Origin of the sequence: Streptomyces sp. NPDC051569 (assembly GCF_044454085.1) — a bacterium.
GTDB lineage: Bacteria > Actinomycetota > Actinomycetes > Streptomycetales > Streptomycetaceae > Streptomyces.
Genome location: NZ_JBITDJ010000005.1, coordinates 255345 through 271435, shown reverse-complemented (window position 1 = coordinate 271435; position 16091 = coordinate 255345). Strand labels below are relative to the sequence as shown.

Sequence of the window (16091 nt, the reverse complement as noted above, 5' to 3'; positions counted from 1 at the left end):
GGCGGCGCGTCAGGCGTGACAGGCCACGGGCACGCCGCCGTTCATCACCGCCATCTCCATGAAGACGGCGGCGGCGTCCAGCGGTGCGCCCTCCGGCTCCCCGTTCAGTTCGGCGTAGCCCCGGTGCAGATTGGCCACCAGCCGCTCGCTCTCCCGCAGCCCGGCGAACTCCCCGAGATCGGCCTGCTGAGCGGTCTCCAGCGGGGTCAGCCCCTTGGCGTGGCCCTCCCGGGCCACCTCGGTGACCCACCGCAGATAGCTCTCCGTCGCGTCGTACGCCGACGGGTCCGTGATCGGGCCGTGGCCGGGGACGACGGTGTCCGCGTCCAGCGAGCGCAGCAGCTCCAGCGCCCGCAGCGAGCCGCTCAGCGACCCCATCGGCACGAACGGTGTACCGCCCTGGAAGATCAGGTCGCCGGTGAACACGATGCCCTGCTCCGGCAGATGCACGACCGTGTCGCCGAGCGTGTGTGCCACTCCCGGGTGGATCAGCCGCACCTCGATCCCGCCCACATGGACGGTGAGACGGTCGTTGTACGTCACGGTCGGCGCGGTGATCCGGATGTCGCCGAAGTCGGTCCCCGGCCACATCAGATGCAGCTGGTGGCCGGCCGCGAACTGCTCACTGCGGCACGCGTCATGGCCGATCACGGTGGCCTCCGGCACGAACACGGCGTTGCCGTAGGTGTGATCGCCGTGATGGTGCGTATTGACGAGGGTGCGGGGGAGCGGCACGCCGGTCTCCAGTACCGCCTCGCGCAGCAGCTGGGTCCGCCGCTCGGTGGCGGTCGTATCGACGAGAAGCGTCGATTCGCCGTCACTGATGAAACCGGCGTTGTTCAGACACCAGCCGCCGTCCGGCTGGACATGGACGTGCACCTCGGGGGTGAGGCGGACGGTGTACGGATCCGTGGCAGGCATCGGAGATCTCCCAGGTCAGGGCCGAATGATGGCTCCGAGACTGCCAGTTGGAACGGCCCCGGGCAAAGCCGCCCCGACGTCCGGACGTTCACCCCAGCACGGTCACCGCGCACAGGGCCAGCAGGACGCAGCAGGCCGACACGGCGATCGCCGCGCGCGGGGCGAGCCGGGGTGGCCTCGCCACGGCCAGGGCCGACAGGCGGCGGTGGGCCACGGCCAGGAAACCCAGCCAGACGAGCGCGCTCAGGGCCCCCGCCGTCAGTCCGGCGGCGCCGCCGCCGTCGCGGACCGCCTGCCGGACCGCCAGCAGCGCCACGACCGCGCACGAGAGGGTCGTACGCCGCCAGGCCAGCCGGGTCCGCTCGGGCTGCAGCCCCGGGTCCCGCCGCTCGGAATCTCCCGGCCCCGGGTCCGTCCGTGCGGGGTCCGGCCGCGCGGGGTTCGGCGGCTCCTGGTCAGGCGGCTCCGGCTCAGGCCGCTCCGGGTCAGGCCGCCCTGGGCGGACCGCCATCAACCGGCCCGGTCCAGCACCACGATGACCAGCATCGCCACCGCCACCAGCCCCACCAGCAGACTCAGCAGCGTCGGGAAACCGGACAGCGGCAGATCCTCACCCCGCCGCATCGCCCGCTCGCACCGCACCCAGTGACTGACCGCCCGCAGCGCGCACAGCGCCCCGGCCGCGAGCAGCGCCACCGCGAGGCCGACCCGTACCCCCCAGCGCAGGTCCGGCAGGAACTGGTCGACCGCGAAACCGCCGCCGACCAGGGCGAGCGCGGTACGGATCCACGCCAGGAAGGTGCGCTCGTTGGCCAGCGAGAAGCGGTAGTCGGGGGTCTCGCCCTCCTCGCCGAGGTGCTGGGGCGCGAACCACAGCCGCAGGGCCCGGCCCCAGCGGGTCACCGGGCTTTCAGCCGCTCGTACGCCGCGAGACCGTCCGGTACCCACTCCCACGTGGCCAGCCGCCGCTCCACCTCCTCCCGCGGCAGGAAGGCGTGCCAGGCGACCTCCTCCACCTGCGGGTTCACCGGCAGCGTGCAGCGGACCTCGTACACGTACGACCACCAGCGCTGCGCGCCGTCCGCCGACTCGTACAGGAACGGGAACAGAGGCGCGGGCCGGTCCAGCCCCGACACCCCCAGCTCCTCCTCGGCCTCCCGCAGCGCCGCGTCGTCGTAGCTCTCGCCCGCGCCGACCACCCCGCCCACGAACATGTCGTACAGCGACGGGAAGACCAGCTTGACCGGCGTCCTGCGATGCACGAAGATCCGGTCCTCCGCGTCCCGCGCGAGGACGAAGACACAGCGGTGGAGCAGCCCCTTCGCGTAGATCTCGCCACGCGGTGCCTGCCCGATGACGTGGTCGTTCTCGTCGACGACGTCGAGGATCTCGTCTGCTGCGCTCATACCGGCCATCCAACCAGGAGGTCCGGCCGGCGGCACCGTTGACTCGTTGTCCGCCCGTACGGAAGATCGGACCATCCTCTTCCGCGCAAAGGACGGCAGCGATGGCGTACGACGCTGATGTGATCGTGATCGGGGCGGGCCTCGCGGGCCTGGTCGCCACCGCAGAACTCGTCGACGCGGGCCGCTCCGTCATCCTCCTCGACCAGGAGCCCGAGCAGTCCCTCGGCGGCCAGGCGCACTGGTCCTTCGGCGGGCTCTTCCTCGTGGACTCGCCCGAGCAGCGCCGGCTGCGGATCAAGGACAGCCGGGAACTGGCCCTCCAGGACTGGCTCGGCACGGCCGGCTTCGACCGCGGCGAGGACCACTGGCCGCGCCGGTGGGCCGAGGCGTACGTCGACTTCGCGGCGGGCGAGAAGCGCTCCTGGCTGCGCCGGCGGGGCATCCGGTTCTTCCCGGTGGTGGGCTGGGCGGAGCGCGGCGGATACGGCGCCACCGGGCCCGGCAACTCCGTACCGCGCTTCCACATCACCTGGGGCACCGGGCCCGGGATCCTCGCGCCGTTCGAACGGCGGGTGCGCGAAGGCGTCGCCCGGGGACGGGTGACGCTCATGTTCCGGCACCGGGTCACCGGTCTCGGCCGGACCGCAGGCGCCGTGGACACCGTGTCCGGCGAGATCCTGGCGCCGAGCGGTGCCGCGCGCGGCGCCGCGAGCGGCCGCGCCGTCACCGGCGCCTTCGAGCTCCGCGCCCCGGCCGTGATCGTCACCTCCGGCGGCATCGGCGGCAACCACGAACTGGTCCGCGCCCACTGGCCCGAACGCCTCGGCACCCCGCCCCGCACGATGCTCACCGGCGTGCCCGCGCACGTCGACGGTCTGATGCTCGGCGTCACCGAGGCGGCCGGCGCCCACCACATCAACCGCGACCGGATGTGGCACTACACCGAGGGCATCCAGAACTGGGACCCCGTCTGGGCCGGGCACGGCATCCGCATCCTGCCGGGGCCGTCCTCCCTCTGGCTGGACGCGCGCGGCCGCCGGCTGCCGGTGCCGCTCTTCCCCGGCTTCGACACGCTCGGCACGCTGGAGCACATCACGCGCTCCGGCCACGATCACACCTGGTTCGTCCTGGACCGGCGCATCATCGGCAAGGAGTTCGCCCTCTCCGGATCCGAGCAGAACCCGGACCTCACGGGGAAGTCCGTCCGCCAGGTGATCGGCCGGGCCCGCGCCGACGTGCCCGGCCCGGTGCGGGCCTTCATGGACCGTGGCGCCGACTTCGTCGTGGAGAAGGACCTGGGCGCGCTCGTCCGGGGCATGAACGCGCTCACCGGGGAAGCGCTGATCGACGAGGCCGCGCTGCGCCGCGACATCACCGCGCGCGACCGGGCGACCGTCAACCCCTTCAGCAAGGACCTCCAGATCACGGCGGTCCGGGGCGCCCGGAAGTATCTGGGCGACAAGCTGATCCGTACGGCGGCCCCGCACCGCATCCTCGACCCCCAGGCCGGCCCGCTGATCGCCGTGCGGCTGCGCGTCCTCACCCGCAAGTCGCTCGGCGGCCTGGAGACCGACCTCTCCTCCCGGGTGCTCACCGAGGCGGGCGATCCGCTGCCCGGCGTCTACGCGGCAGGGGAGGCGGCCGGATTCGGCGGCGGCGGCATGCACGGCTACCGCTCCCTGGAGGGCACCTTCCTCGGCGGCTGCCTCTTCTCGGGCCGGGCGGCGGGTCGGGCGGCGGCCGAGGCGACCGGCTGAAGCGACCGGCCTGAGCGACCGGCCGATGCGACGGCTGACCGTCCGGAGGCGGCCGGTTGAAGTGACCGGCTGAAGTGACCGGCTGAAGTGACCGGCCGACCGGTCCGGAGGCGACCCGCCCGCCGGACCCGGGCCGCCCGGACCCGGGCCGCCCGGCCGGGCCGGCGGGTCAGCCTCGCTCGACCACCCGGAACCTCTCCGCCACGACCGGCGTCCCGTCGTGGACCGTGAACTCCGGTTCGCCGAGCGCCTCGCGCATCTCCTCGCTGTGCCAGAACCGTTCGTGCGCCGCGCGCCAGGCCGCCACCGAGGTGTGGCCCTCGCCTTCGTCGAGGGCGTGCTGGAGATCGACCTCGCCGAGCGGCAGCACCCGTACCTCCGTCAGTTCGACCACCGCGATCTCGCTGCCCGCCGAGTCGATCAGCGCCGACCGCTGTCCGACCGGGGGCAGTTCCTCCCTCTCCGCCTCGTACTCGGCGAGCAGACCGGTCGTCGAGACCTTCTCGCCGCGCAGCACGGCGGCGACGAGTGCGTCGCGCAGGGGGCCGGGGAAGGCGAGCAGGAACGGCGGGAGCGGTTCGCGGTTCTCCATGACGCCAGCATACGAGCCACGGTGGCCGGAACCGCGTCCAACTGGGGTGAACCAGACGCGAATCGGGCGCCATGAGCCCCCCGGTCGGAGCAACCACACGGGCTCAGGCGACACTTGACCTTCCTGTGCGTCCACTCAGCCCTTGACGTGGAGCCTTTCTACCGATTTGCTGTGCGCGATCATCGCTCATTCACGTGCCCTGGAGGAATCCCGCGGATGTCCCCGCCTCCGCCACCCCTGGGTCGCTCCCGAAGACGGGGCTCGCGCTCCGACCAGTTCTTCGACCCGGCCCTCGATGACGCCGAACTCGGCACCGTAAGAGACCAACTGGCCCAGGGCCGTTGGTCCGAGGCCCGCACCCTGCTCGCCGCCACCGGCGACGACTGGGACCGGCGCGGCCATCGTGTCGTCGTGCTCGCCCAGGCGACCGGCGCCGTCGCCTGGACCCGCGACTGGCTCCTCTTCGAGCCGGAGAGCCCCGACGCGGCCGCCCTGCTCGCCTGCGCCACCGTCATCGGCGCCCTGCGCGGCAAGGAACCGGAACAGCGGGCCCGGGACGCCTGCCGCGACGCGATACGGCGGGCCCCGGCCGACCCCACCCCCTGGCTCGGACTGCTGCTCCTGGCCCGCACGCTCGGCACCGAGGAAGAGACCTCCCAGCTCTTCGACGAGGTCAGGACCCGCCACCCGAATCATCACCACGCCCATCACCTGATGGCCGCGCGGCTCGCGGAGCGGCACGCCGCGGCCGGCCAGGACCCCCTCCACGAGGTCTACGACTTCGCTGCCTGGGCGGCCGAGCACGCCCCCGCCGACTCCCCGCTCGCCGTCCTTCCCGTGGTCGCCCACGCGGAGCGTTACCGCGTCCTCGCCGCCGCCGGTCAGGAGCCCGCCGACCCGGCAGCCTCCGCCCACTGGACCGGACGCCGCGCCCGGCAGGTGCTGAAGGTGGCCTTCGACTGGTGGCTGGAGTGGGAGAGCGCTGAGCACCCGCGCAGCCGCGTCGACCTCAACTTCCTCGCTCACGCCCAGTTCCACGACGGGCGGATCGCCGAGGCAGCCGCGCTGTTCCACCGTATCGGCCCGCACAACACCCCGGCTCCCTGGTCGTATCCCGACCGGGACCCCCAGAAGACCTTCCTGGCCGCGCGGAACACCGCACTCGGCTCCGCCTGAGCGAAGCCCCCGCTGCGCATCATTCGCACGCACCACCGATTCCCGAAAGGAACCCCCTGTCATGTCGACGGGCAGAGCGAGTACGAGCGAGATCAATACCTACAAGGGGCAGGAACGGGCCCTGCGGGCCAACCGGCTCGGCACGGTGGGCCTGCTGCTCTCCGTGCTCGCCGCGAGCGCGCCGATGCTGGTCGTCGCCGGCGTCATGCCGACCGTCTTCGGGGTCATGGGCATCGTCGGCCAGCCCCTGCTCTTCGTCATCCTCGGTGTCGTGCTGACGCTCTTCAGCATCGGTTACGCGGAGATGAGCCGGCACGTCCACAACGCCGGGGCGTTCTACGCGTACATAGCCCGGGGCCTCGGCCCCACCGCCGGCGCCGGTGCCTCGGTGGTCGCCCTCGTCGCGTACAGCGCGATGCAGGTCGGCATCTACGGCATCCTCGGCTTCGAGGTCTCCGGCCTCTTCGCCACCTACCTCGACCTCACCGTCGCCTGGTGGGTCTTCGCCCTCGCCGCCGCCGCCATCGTCGGTCTGCTCGGCTGGCTGAAGATCGACCTCAACGCCAAGGTCCTCGGCGTCCTGCTGCTCGTCGAGTGCGTCCTGGTCGTGATCTTCGACATCGCCGCGATCGCGGACCCGGGCAAGGAGGGCCTGTCGATGGCGGCCTTCAACCCCGACATGCTGACCGGCGCCGGTCTCGGTACCGCCCTCTGCTTCTGCATCGCCGCCTTCGTCGGTTTCGAGCAGGCCCCGGTCTACGCCGAGGAGACCAGCCGCCCGAACATCGTCGTCTCCCGCGTGATGTTCCTCGCCGTCGGCTACGCCGCCCTCTTCCTGGCCTTCAGCGCCTGGGCCGTCACCGTCGCCGCCGGACCCGGTTCGATCGTCGCCGACGCCGGTGAGCAGGGCCCCGGACTGCTCTTCGGACTCACCGAGGCCCGTCTCGGCGCCACCTTCACGGACGTCCTGCACGTCCTGTTCGTGACCGGCATGTTCGCCGCGCTGCTCAGCTTCCACAACGTGGTCGCGCGCTACGCCTTCGCGATGGGCCGTGAGGGCCTGCTGCCCGCGGCTTTCGGCCGTACGAACAAGACCAGCGGGGCGCCCGCCTCCGGCTCCGTCCTCCAGTCCGCGGTCTCCATCGTCGTGATCATCGCCTTCGCCGTGACCGACGACAAGCCGGCCGACGACCCCACGGTGCCGGTGCTGCGGCTCTTCACCTGGATGGGCAACGTCGGCGCGCTCGGCGTGATCGTGCTGATGGCCGCCGCCGCGTTCGCCGTCATCGCCTTCTTCGTCCGGCGTGGGGCGGGGCGCGCGCAGGCGCCGCGCCTGGTCGCCTCCGGCCTGGCCGGTGTCGCACTCCTCGCGATCGCGGTCTACACCGTCAAGGACTTCGACGTCCTGGTCGGCGCCGGCCCCGGCTCCGCGCTGAGCTGGGTCCTGCCCGGGATCATCGTCCTCGCGCTGGTCGGCGGGCTGGTGTACGGAGCGGTCCTGCGCTCGGCCAGGCCTGACGTGCACGCCCGCATCGGGCTCGGCAACGAGGCGTTCCAGCTGGAGAGGGCCGCCGAGTCCGAACCGGCCAGGGTCTGACCGAAGGCCGGTACCGGCGCCGCACCGGCGCGTTGTCCGTATGACGAAAGTCTGACGATCACCCGCGGCCTCCGGTTTCCGGGGGCCGCGGGTGTCGCGTACGCGGATCCGGGGGCGCGGCGCGGGACGCGTACCGCCCCGGTGGAACGCGCGACGGGCGGGGCGGGAGCACTCCGAGTGGACGGAGCGCCGACCCGCCCCGCCCGTCGCGCGGTGGGGCCGGGGGACGCGCGATGACGTCCCGGTGCCTACAGCACCAGGGAGAGCAGCAGGACGAAGCCGAGACCGCAGACGGAGATGATGGTCTCCATCACCGACCACGTCTTGATCGTCTGCCCGACGTTCATGCCGAAGTACTCCTTCACCAGCCAGAATCCGGCGTCGTTCACATGGCTGAAGAAGAGCGAACCCGCACCGATCGCCAGCACCAGCAGCGCGGCGTGCGTGGTGGACATGTCCGCCGCGAGCGGTGCTGCCAGACCGGCCGCCGAGATGGTCGCCACGGTCGCGGAGCCGGTGGCGAGCCGGATCGCGACAGCGATCAGCCAGGCCAGCAGCAGGGCCGGGATCGACCAGTCCTTCGAGATGTCCAGGATCATCTGGCCCACGCCCGAATCGATCAGCGTCTGCTTGAAGCCACCGCCGGCGGCGACGATCAGCAGCACGCCGGCGATCGGGGCGAGGGACTTCTCGACGGTCGTGGAGATCCGGCCCTTGGTGAAGCCGGCCGCGCGGCCCAGCGTGAACATGGCCACGAGCACGGCGGCGAGCAGCGCGATCAGCGGCGAGCCGATGACGTCCGTGACTCGCTGAACGGCGTTCTCCGGGTCGTCGACGACGATGTCCACGAGCGCTTTGGCCAGCATCAGGACGACGGGGAGCAGCACCGTGGAGACGGTGGCGCGGAAGCTCGGCCGGGTCTCCAGGTCCTCGGACGCGCGCTGCGGGATCATCCGGTCGGGGGCCGGGATGTCCACCCAGCGGGCCGCGTACTTGGAGAAGAGCGGACCGGCGATGATCACGGTCGGGATGGCGACGACCACACCGAGCGCCAGCGTGAGGCCGAGGTTGGCGCCGACGGCGTCGATCGCGACCAGCGGGCCGGGGTGCGGCGGGATCAGACCGTGCATCACGGAGAGACCGGCCAGCGCCGGGATGCCGATCCGCATCAGCGAGTAGTTGCCGCGCTTGGCGACCAGCAGCACCACCGGGATCAGCAGCACGATGCCGACCTCGAAGAAGAGGGGCAGACCGATCACCGAGGCGATCAGCACCATCGCCCAGGGCATGGCCCGCCCGGACGCCTTCGCGAGGATGGTGTCGACGATCTGATCGGCGCCGCCGGAGTCGGCGAGCAGTTTGCCCAGGATCGCGCCGAGCGCGATGAGGACACCGACGCTCGCCACGGTGGAGCCGAGACCGGCGGAGAAGCTGGTGATGACCTTGTCCAGCGGGGCACCCGCGAAGGCTCCGAGTGCCAGCGTGCCGATGGTCAGCGACAGAAAGGCGTGGAGCTTGAAGACGGTGATGAGGAGGACGATGACAGCTATGCCGCCCAGGACGGCTATGCCCAGTTGCGCGTTGCCCGCCGAGGTGATCGGTTCGGTGGCGTTCGCGGCCAGCGTCTCGACGCTGAGACTGCTCACGGGTACTTCCTTCAGCTTTCGAGCCGGCGCAGCGCGGCGACGGCCCGTTCGGTGATTTCTTCGGGTGTTCCGGATACGTCGACGGCGACGCCCGCTTCGTCGTCACCCAGCGGCCGCAAGGTGGCGAACTGCGAGTCCAGCAGCGCGGTGGGCATGAAGTGCCCCTTGCGCTCGGCCATCCGCCGCTCGATGAGCGGGCGGTCGCCGGTGAGGTGGAGGAAGACGGCGTCCGGCGCGGCGGCCCGCAGCCGGTCACGGTAGGCGCGCTTGAGCGCGGAACTGCTCACCACCCCGCCGAGCCCGGATCTGCCGTGCGCCCATTCCCCGATCGCGTCGAGCCAGGGCCACCGGTCCGCGTCGTCCAGCGGGGTGCCGGCGGACATCTTGTCGATGTTCTCCCGCGGGTGGAAGTCATCGCCCTCGGCGTACGGAACGCCGAGGGCGGCTGCGACGAGCGGCCCGATCGTGGTCTTGCCGGTGCCTGCTACGCCCATCACCACAACGACGTGGGGGGTGCTCATGGGTGCCTCGCTGTCTCCGTCGACATGGAACGTCGCGTTACTGAAACTCATTAGGTATGACTTATTCAAGCCCTTGTGACATAAACGTCATACTTTTTATTCCCTGAGCCGCCCCGTAGGCTTGGCCCATGACCACAGATGGCCGGGGCCCGCATAGCCGTGTGCTCGACACCCTTGGCCTCGCCATCACCGCGGGCGACTACCCGGCGGGCAGCGTCGTACGCACCGACGAGGTGGCCGAGCGCTTCGACGTCTCCCGCACCGTCGTCCGCGAAGTGGTCCGCGTCCTCGAATCGATGCAGCTGATCGAGTCCCGGCGCCGGGTGGGCGTGACCGTACGCCCCACCGAGGAGTGGAACGTCTACGATCCGCAGGTCATCCGCTGGCGCCTGGCCGGCACCGACCGGCCCCGCCAGCTCCGCTCCCTGACCGTGCTGCGCTCCGCCGTCGAACCGGTCGCCGCGGGTCTCGCCGCCCGCCACGCCACGCCCGACCAGTGCGCCGCCCTCACCGAGCGGGCGCTCGGCATGGTCGCCACCTCACGCGGTCACCGGCTGGAGGAGTACCTCGTCCACGACGTCGCCTTCCACCGGGTGGTGCTGAACGCGTCGGGCAACGAGATGTTCGCCCGCCTCGGCGACGTGGTCGCCGAGATCCTCAGCGGCCGTACGCACCACCAGGTGATGTTCGAGGACCCGGACCCGGCCGCCGTGACCCTGCACGTACGGGTCGCCGAGGCGATCCGGGAGGGCGACGCCGTCCAGGCCGAGGCACTGACCGGACAGATCGTCGCCGGCGCCCTCCGGGAACTGGACGTCCTGGCCCCCTGACGCCCGCGCGAGCCTCCCACGGCCTCTCCGCGACGCTCCCGCCCCTCTGACGAGCCCCGATGTACGTCGTGCGACCGCTCCGGCACGGGATAGTGGGGGAGAACGAACCGTTCAGGTGTGAGGAAAGGCAGGTCCTGGCATGGCGCAGCAGGTGCAAGGGGTCATCGCCCCCGGCAGAGACGAGCCGGTGCGGGTGGAGACCATCGTCGTACCCGACCCCGGCCCCGGCGAGGCCGTGGTGAAGGTGCAGGCGTGCGGCGTCTGCCACACCGATCTGCACTACAAGCAGGGCGGCATCAACGACGACTTCCCCTTCCTCCTCGGCCACGAGGCCGCGGGCGTGGTGGAGTCGGTCGGCGAAGGTGTCACCGAGGTGGCCCCCGGCGACTTCGTCATTCTCAACTGGCGTGCGGTGTGCGGCAGTTGTCGTGCCTGTCGGCGCGGCCGCCCCCAGTACTGCTTCAACACCCACAACGCCCGGCAGAAGATGACCCTGACCGACGGCACGGAGCTCTCCCCGGCCCTCGGCATCGGCGCCTTCGCCGAGAAGACCCTGGTCGCCGCCGGCCAGTGCACCAAGGTCGACCCGAGCGTCTCCCCGGCCGTCGCCGGTCTGCTCGGCTGCGGAGTGATGGCCGGCATCGGTGCCGCGATCAACACCGGACAGGTGGGCCGCGGCGACTCCGTCGCGGTCATCGGCTGCGGCGGCGTCGGTGACGCGGCCGTCGTCGGCGCCCGCCTCGCGGGCGCGGCCCGGATCATCGCCGTCGACATCGACGACCGCAAGCTGGAGACGGCGAAGGCGATGGGGGCCACCCACACCGTCAACTCCCGCTCCACCGACCCCGTCGAGGCGATCCGCGAACTGACCGGCGGCTTCGGCGCGGACGTCGTCATCGAGGCGGTCGGCCGCCCGGAGACGTACCGGCAGGCGTTCTACGCCCGTGACCTGGCCGGGACCGTCGTCCTGGTCGGCGTCCCCACCCCCGAGATGAAGCTCGAACTGCCTCTGCTCGACGTCTTCGGCCGCGGCGGCTCCCTCAAGTCCTCCTGGTACGGCGACTGCCTGCCGTCCCGCGACTTCCCGATGCTGATCGACCTCCACCAGCAGGGCCGGATCGACCTGGCCGCGTTCGTCACCGAGACCATCGGCCTCGGCGACATCGAGAAGGCGTTCACCCGGATGCACGAAGGCGACGTCCTCCGCTCGGTGGTGGTGTTCTGATGACCGCTCGCATCGACCATCTCGTCACCTCCGGCACCTTCTCGCTCGACGGCGGCACCTGGGACGTCGACAACAACGTCTGGATCGTCGGGGACGACTCCGAGGCCATCGTCATCGACGCCGCCCATGACGCCGCCGCGATCGAGGCCGTCCTGAACGGCCGTACGCTGCGCGCCATCGTCTGCACGCACGCGCACAACGACCACATCGACGCCGCCCCGGACCTCGCCGCCGATACCGACGCCCCGGTCTTCCTGCACCCCGACGACCTGCAGCTGTGGAAGCAGACCCACCCCGGCACGGTCCCGGACGAAGAACTGGCCGACGGGGTCGTCCTCACCGTCGCCGGTGTCACACTCCACGTCATCCACACCCCCGGGCACGCGCCCGGGGCGGTCTGCCTGTACTGCCCCGAGCTGTCGACGGTCTTCACCGGCGACACGCTCTTCCAGGGCGGCCCCGGCGCCACCGGCCGGTCGTTCTCGGACTTCCCGACGATCGTCGACTCGATCCGCGACCGGCTGCTCAGCCTCCCGCCGGAGACGGTGGTCCGTACCGGACACGGCGACACGACCACGATCGGCGCCGAGGCGCCGCATCTGGAGGAATGGATTCAGCGCGGCCACTGAGCGAGCCGCAGCCGGCTCTCGAAGCGGTACGGCACGCCCGTCACCGGGTCCGTGAACTCCAGCACCTTCGCGAGGAGCTGAAGGGGCCGGGAGTAATCGCTCCCGCCGTCGCCGGGCTCCTGGACGACCGGATAGAGCGGGTCGTCCAGGAGCGGCAGCCCCAGGCCGCTCATATGGACCCGCAGCTGATGGGTACGGCCGGTGGCCGGCAGCAGCCGGTACCGGCCGAGCCCGCCCCGGTGCTCCAGCAGCTCGATCCGGCTCTCGCTGTTCGGCTCGCCCTCCACCTCCCGGGCGGCCGGCACCCCGCGCTCCTTCTCGATCCGGCTGCGCACCGTGACCGGCAGCGCCACCCCGGGGTCGTACGGCGCCACCGCCTCGTACTCCTTGCGCACCCGCCGGTCCCGGAACAACGTCTGGTACGCCCCCCGGTCCCCGGCCCGTACGACGAAGAGCACGAGCCCCGCCGTCAACCGGTCCAGCCGGTGCGCCGGCTGCAGCGCGGCGAGCCCGAGATCACGGCGCAGCCGGGCCAGCGCGGTCTCGGTGACATGCGACCCGCGCGGTGTGGTGGCCAGGAAATGCGGCTTGTCCGCCACGACGATCCGCTCGTCCTGGTGGACGATCCCGATCTCGAACGGCACCCGCGCCTCGGCGGCGAAGTCCCGGTGGAACCACACGTACCGCCCGGCCTCGTACGACTCCCCGGCACCGACGGGACCGTCCACCCCGACGAAAAGCCCCTCCCGGAACATCGCGTCGACCCGCCCGGCCCCGATGGCGTCGCCGTACCGCGCCACCAGGTGATCGCGCACCGTCGGCCAGGTCCCGTCCGGATCCGGCGGCAACCGCAGCCGCACCGGATCGATCCCGTCCCGCTGGGGGAGAGGTGAGGGCGGCGGGGTGCCGCGTCTGCGTGCCACGGGTCCTGGTGATCCCTCCGGACGTGCCGGCTCCGGCCGGCGCCGCGAACCGCGAGTCTAAGGGCTCGTCGCCCCGCCCGGGTACCTCATTCGGCCCCTGACCGGCAGCGCAGGGCCGTATGAGACCGCTTCCGGTGACAGGCGCCCGCATGATGGCACGGTGATCAGTGTCCTGTTCGCCGTCCTGACCGCGATCAGCAACGGCTCCGCCTCGGTGCTCCAGCGCCGGGCCGCGTCCACCGTTCCCGACACCCAGGCCATGCACCTCTCACTGATCGGACACCTGCTGCGGCAGAAGGTGTGGCTGGCCGGCATCGGCCTGGTGATCGTGGCCGCCGTCTGCCAGGCGGTGGCGCTGGCCACCGGACCGATCGCCGTGGTCCAGCCGATCTTCGTCATCGAGCTGCCCGCGACCCTGCTGATCGCCGGATACGCCTTCCACACCCGGCTGCCCGCCACCGCCTGGTACGGCGTGGCCGCCGTGACCATCGGGCTGGCCATCGGGATGGCCAGCGCCGCGCCGGGCGGCGGCACCGAGACCGTGCACGGGCTGTCCTGGATCCCGGCACTGATCCTCACCGGCATCTTCGAGGCCGTGGTGATCACCTGGGCGGTGCGGCTGCGTGGCAACCTCCGGGCCGCGCTCCTCGGGCTCGCGGCCGCCTGCGGCTACGCCCTGACCGCCGCACTGATGAAGGACGCCGTGGCGCACCTCGACAAGGGGGGTGGCGGGTTCGTCGCGCTGGTCGCGTCCTGGCAGCTCTACGGCACTGCCGTCGCCGGACTCGGGGCACTGTTCCTGCTGCAGAACGCCCTCCAGGCGGGCGCGCTCGTCGCGTCCCAGCCGATGCTGACCCTGGGCGACGCGCTCATCAGCATCGCGTACGGCGTGACGCTGTTCGGCGAGAGCCTGCGGACCGGCTGGTGGCTGCTGCCGGAGTTCGGTGCCATCGCGCTGATCACGGTGGGCTGTGTGGAACTGGCCCGCTCCCCCCTGGCGTCGGGCGGCTCCCCGGCCCCGTCCCGCGTCCGCTGACCACGGCCCGTTCCCGCGGTCATCGCGGGACAGGCGGTCGCCTACAGGACGGGTGACAGACTCCGGGCCACCAGGCCGAGGCCGACGACGAGGACGAGCGCGGCCGTCAGGAGAGCGCTGTACGGCCCGAGGCGCCGCACCAGGGTGAACAGCGGACGGTCCGTGAGCTTGTCCACGCGCCCCCCGAGCCGTACGAGAAGCAGCCCCACGCTGGTCAGCGTGGCCGCCATCCCGAGGCCGTAGGCGAGGACGAGACCGGCCCCGAAGACGGTCCGGCCCAGGGCCACGGCGCCGAGGAGGACGACCAGGGCGGACGGACTCGGCACCAGACCGCCGGCGATACCGAGGCCGACCAGGCCACGGGTGGTGAACGGCCGGGCGTCGGCACCGGCCGGCGCGTGGGTGTGGCGGTGTCCGAGCAGGCCGTGCCGGTGCGGCTTCCCGTGCGCGTGGTCCCGTGCGTGGTCGTGATCGTGCGCCTGTCCGTGGCCATCGCTGTCGCCGCGACCGTGGTGGTGACCGTGGTCCTGACCGGGGGGCTGCGCCGCGACGGTGCTGCCGGTGCCGGTGCCGGTGCCGGTGCCGGTGCCGGGCGCGGCCGCGCCGACCAGGGCGGGCCGCAGCGGGCCGGCCGACAGGGCGTCGGCGGGGGCGGGCCGCGCCCCCCGGCGTGAGCGGCGTACGGCGTCGGTCAGCAGGGCCGCGCCGACCAGGGCCACCAGCGCGCCGCTCGCCACTCCGAGCCAGTTCAGCACGGTGTCGCCCGCGAGCGAGGAGAAAGCGGTGAGGCAGAGACCGATGACGAGCACCCCGGCGGTGTGGGTGAGGGTCACGGTGGCGCCGACGGTGAGGGCGTCGCGGGTGCCGCCGCGCCGGCCGGCGAGGTAGGCGGCCATGACGGTCTTGCCGTGGCCGGGCAGCAGCGCGTGACCGGCGCCCAGCACGACGGACAGGAGGACCGCCAGCAGTCCGACCGGGACGGTGAGGTTCCGGGCGCCTGCGAGTGAGGTCAGGTGCTGGGACAGTGCCTCGACGCGGGCGGTGAGGCCGTTCCCGGGTCCGGACTCGGGCGCACCGCCGTGGGCGCCCGGCGCGTCGTCACCCACGGCGGCGGTGAACTGTGCCCTGGTGTCCCCGCGCGGGGTGGCGAGCAGGTCGCGCGGGTAGGCGCGGAGTTCCCCGGTGGACGACGTCTCCGGCACGGTGGAGTGCCGGAGCCGGGCCCCCACCCCCTTCGCGGTGATCTCGTTCCAGCCGACCCGGGTCGTGTCCACGCCGGTGTCGACCCGCAGGGTGACCGGGCCGCCCGCCAGGTCCAACGGGGCCTGGAGACGGCATTCGAGCCGGCTGGTACGCAGGCCGCCCTGTCCCGGCCGGTAGACGAAGGCGGCGGAGGTGACCGTCCACGCCAGCCGCCGCCGCGGGGTGGTGACGGCGAGTTTCCTGGTGGTCTCGGCGCACCGGGTGGCGGCCCACGCGGCGCGTTCGGCCCCGCTCCGGGTGCCGTCGCCGTCGGTGTCGACGTCCGGTGCGCTCTGCAGGGTGGGGATCTCCGCCGTGTCGGTGACCGCCAGCACGGAGACACGGCCGGGACGGAGGGTGAATCCCGTGTAGTGGTTGACGGAGAAGTTGCCGAGCGGGTGGGCCTGGGCGGCGGGTGCGGCCGCGCCGAGCAGCCACGCCGCGCTCCCGGCCACCGCTGCCGCACGCCGGGCGAGCTGGCGGTATGTCATGGGTCCCTCCGGGGGGGGGGGGGGGGGGGGGGGGGGGGGGGGCGGGCGGGGGGGGGCGGGGGGCGGGCGGGGGGCTGGTGTGTGTCGGGTGGGGCACGC

16 protein-coding genes are annotated in these 16091 nt (G+C 72.4%); 7 read left to right on the top strand and 9 right to left on the bottom strand.

What is annotated here, in order from left to right; genetic code table 11:
* Positions 1–9 precede the first annotated feature (9 nt).
* The 4 genes from ACIBAE_RS11845 to ACIBAE_RS11830 all read right to left on the bottom strand — a co-directional run bounded on the left by ACIBAE_RS11845 (position 10) and on the right by ACIBAE_RS11830 (position 2327).
* Complete coding sequence (locus ACIBAE_RS11845; RefSeq protein ID WP_399284176.1) at positions 10–921, bottom strand: MBL fold metallo-hydrolase; 912 nt, start codon at positions 919–921, stop codon at positions 10–12.
* 88 nt (positions 922–1009) lie between these two features.
* On the bottom strand, positions 1010–1294 hold the full coding sequence (locus ACIBAE_RS11840; protein WP_399284277.1) for a DUF202 domain-containing protein: 285 nt from the start codon (positions 1292–1294) through the stop codon (positions 1010–1012).
* A gap of 137 nt (positions 1295–1431) precedes the next feature.
* Entirely contained in the window at positions 1432–1824 is a 393-nt protein-coding gene (locus ACIBAE_RS11835; RefSeq protein WP_399284175.1) for a YidH family protein, read from the bottom strand.
* On the bottom strand, positions 1821–2327 hold the full coding sequence (locus ACIBAE_RS11830; protein ID WP_399284173.1) for an NUDIX hydrolase: 507 nt from the start codon (positions 2325–2327) through the stop codon (positions 1821–1823). The genes ACIBAE_RS11835 and ACIBAE_RS11830 overlap by 4 nt, the downstream gene beginning before the upstream one ends.
* Positions 2328–2428: 101 nt before the next feature.
* Here ACIBAE_RS11830 and ACIBAE_RS11825 point away from each other — a divergent pair, with 101 nt between their 5' ends.
* The gene (locus ACIBAE_RS11825) at positions 2429–4084 is read left to right on the top strand and encodes an FAD-binding dehydrogenase (RefSeq protein ID WP_399284171.1); all 1656 of its coding nucleotides are present in this window, start codon (positions 2429–2431) and stop codon (positions 4082–4084) included.
* A 169-nt stretch (positions 4085–4253) separates the two neighbouring features.
* Here the strand turns inward: ACIBAE_RS11825 and ACIBAE_RS11820 are convergent, their stop codons facing one another.
* Positions 4254–4676, bottom strand: coding sequence for an ASCH domain-containing protein (locus ACIBAE_RS11820; protein WP_399284169.1), 423 nt, complete (start codon positions 4674–4676; stop codon positions 4254–4256).
* Between the two features lie 216 nt (positions 4677–4892).
* Here ACIBAE_RS11820 and ACIBAE_RS11815 point away from each other — a divergent pair, with 216 nt between their 5' ends.
* Positions 4893–5852 (top strand): hypothetical protein, encoded by a 960-nt coding sequence (locus tag ACIBAE_RS11815; protein ID WP_399284167.1) that lies wholly within the window; start codon positions 4893–4895, stop codon positions 5850–5852.
* Between the two features lie 61 nt (positions 5853–5913).
* Complete coding sequence (locus tag ACIBAE_RS11810) at positions 5914–7449, top strand: APC family permease (RefSeq protein ID WP_399284166.1); 1536 nt, start codon at positions 5914–5916, stop codon at positions 7447–7449.
* A gap of 248 nt (positions 7450–7697) precedes the next feature.
* Here the strand turns inward: ACIBAE_RS11810 and ACIBAE_RS11805 are convergent, their stop codons facing one another.
* Both ACIBAE_RS11805 and ACIBAE_RS11800 read right to left on the bottom strand, forming a co-directional pair.
* Positions 7698–9095 carry a gluconate:H+ symporter gene (locus ACIBAE_RS11805; protein ID WP_399284164.1) on the bottom strand — a complete coding sequence of 466 codons (1398 nt, stop codon included), beginning with the start codon at positions 9093–9095 and terminating at the stop codon, positions 7698–7700.
* Positions 9096–9106: 11 nt separating this feature from the next.
* Positions 9107–9616 (bottom strand): gluconokinase, encoded by a 510-nt coding sequence (locus ACIBAE_RS11800; protein ID WP_399284162.1) that lies wholly within the window; start codon positions 9614–9616, stop codon positions 9107–9109.
* A 128-nt stretch (positions 9617–9744) separates the two neighbouring features.
* Here ACIBAE_RS11800 and ACIBAE_RS11795 point away from each other — a divergent pair, with 128 nt between their 5' ends.
* The 3 genes from ACIBAE_RS11795 (at position 9745) to ACIBAE_RS11785 (ending at position 12300) form a co-directional block, all read left to right on the top strand.
* Positions 9745–10446, top strand: coding sequence for a FadR/GntR family transcriptional regulator (locus ACIBAE_RS11795; RefSeq protein WP_399284160.1), 702 nt, complete (start codon positions 9745–9747; stop codon positions 10444–10446).
* Between the two features lie 139 nt (positions 10447–10585).
* Positions 10586–11671 carry an S-(hydroxymethyl)mycothiol dehydrogenase gene (locus tag ACIBAE_RS11790; RefSeq protein ID WP_399284158.1) on the top strand — a complete coding sequence of 362 codons (1086 nt, stop codon included), beginning with the start codon at positions 10586–10588 and terminating at the stop codon, positions 11669–11671.
* Positions 11671–12300, top strand: a complete 630-nt coding sequence (locus tag ACIBAE_RS11785) for an MBL fold metallo-hydrolase (protein ID WP_399284156.1) — start codon at positions 11671–11673, stop codon at positions 12298–12300. Before ACIBAE_RS11790 ends, ACIBAE_RS11785 begins: the two co-directional genes overlap by 1 nt.
* Here ACIBAE_RS11785 and ACIBAE_RS11780 read toward each other — a convergent pair.
* Complete coding sequence (locus ACIBAE_RS11780) at positions 12285–13223, bottom strand: pseudouridine synthase (RefSeq protein ID WP_399284154.1); 939 nt, start codon at positions 13221–13223, stop codon at positions 12285–12287. The genes ACIBAE_RS11785 and ACIBAE_RS11780 overlap by 16 nt on opposite strands.
* Positions 13224–13383: 160 nt before the next feature.
* Here ACIBAE_RS11780 and ACIBAE_RS11775 point away from each other — a divergent pair, with 160 nt between their 5' ends.
* Positions 13384–14259, top strand: coding sequence for a DMT family transporter (locus tag ACIBAE_RS11775; protein ID WP_399284153.1), 876 nt, complete (start codon positions 13384–13386; stop codon positions 14257–14259).
* A 41-nt stretch (positions 14260–14300) separates the two neighbouring features.
* On the opposite strand, the gene ACIBAE_RS11770 is transcribed toward ACIBAE_RS11775, so the two are convergent.
* Complete coding sequence (locus ACIBAE_RS11770; RefSeq protein ID WP_399284152.1) at positions 14301–15992, bottom strand: nickel/cobalt transporter; 1692 nt, start codon at positions 15990–15992, stop codon at positions 14301–14303.
* Between the last annotated feature and the right edge of the window lie 99 nt (positions 15993–16091).

Bases quoted from the DNA above. Each gene is read 5' to 3' on its own strand.
- ACIBAE_RS11825 (WP_399284171.1), top strand. From the start codon at position 2,429: ATGGCGTACGACGCTGATGTGATCGTGATCGGGGCGGGCCTCGCGGGC.
- ACIBAE_RS11770 (WP_399284152.1), bottom strand. From the start codon at position 15,992: ATGACATACCGCCAGCTCGCCCGGCGTGCGGCAGCGGTGGCCGGGAGC.
- ACIBAE_RS11815 (WP_399284167.1), top strand. From the start codon at position 4,893: ATGTCCCCGCCTCCGCCACCCCTGGGTCGCTCCCGAAGACGGGGCTCG.
- ACIBAE_RS11785 (WP_399284156.1), top strand. From the start codon at position 11,671: ATGACCGCTCGCATCGACCATCTCGTCACCTCCGGCACCTTCTCGCTC.
- ACIBAE_RS11800 (WP_399284162.1), bottom strand. From the start codon at position 9,616: ATGAGCACCCCCCACGTCGTTGTGGTGATGGGCGTAGCAGGCACCGGC.
- ACIBAE_RS11820 (WP_399284169.1), bottom strand. From the start codon at position 4,676: ATGGAGAACCGCGAACCGCTCCCGCCGTTCCTGCTCGCCTTCCCCGGC.
- ACIBAE_RS11810 (WP_399284166.1), top strand. From the start codon at position 5,914: ATGTCGACGGGCAGAGCGAGTACGAGCGAGATCAATACCTACAAGGGG.
- ACIBAE_RS11830 (WP_399284173.1), bottom strand. From the start codon at position 2,327: ATGAGCGCAGCAGACGAGATCCTCGACGTCGTCGACGAGAACGACCAC.
- ACIBAE_RS11845 (WP_399284176.1), bottom strand. From the start codon at position 921: ATGCCTGCCACGGATCCGTACACCGTCCGCCTCACCCCCGAGGTGCAC.
- ACIBAE_RS11790 (WP_399284158.1), top strand. From the start codon at position 10,586: ATGGCGCAGCAGGTGCAAGGGGTCATCGCCCCCGGCAGAGACGAGCCG.
- ACIBAE_RS11795 (WP_399284160.1), top strand. From the start codon at position 9,745: ATGACCACAGATGGCCGGGGCCCGCATAGCCGTGTGCTCGACACCCTT.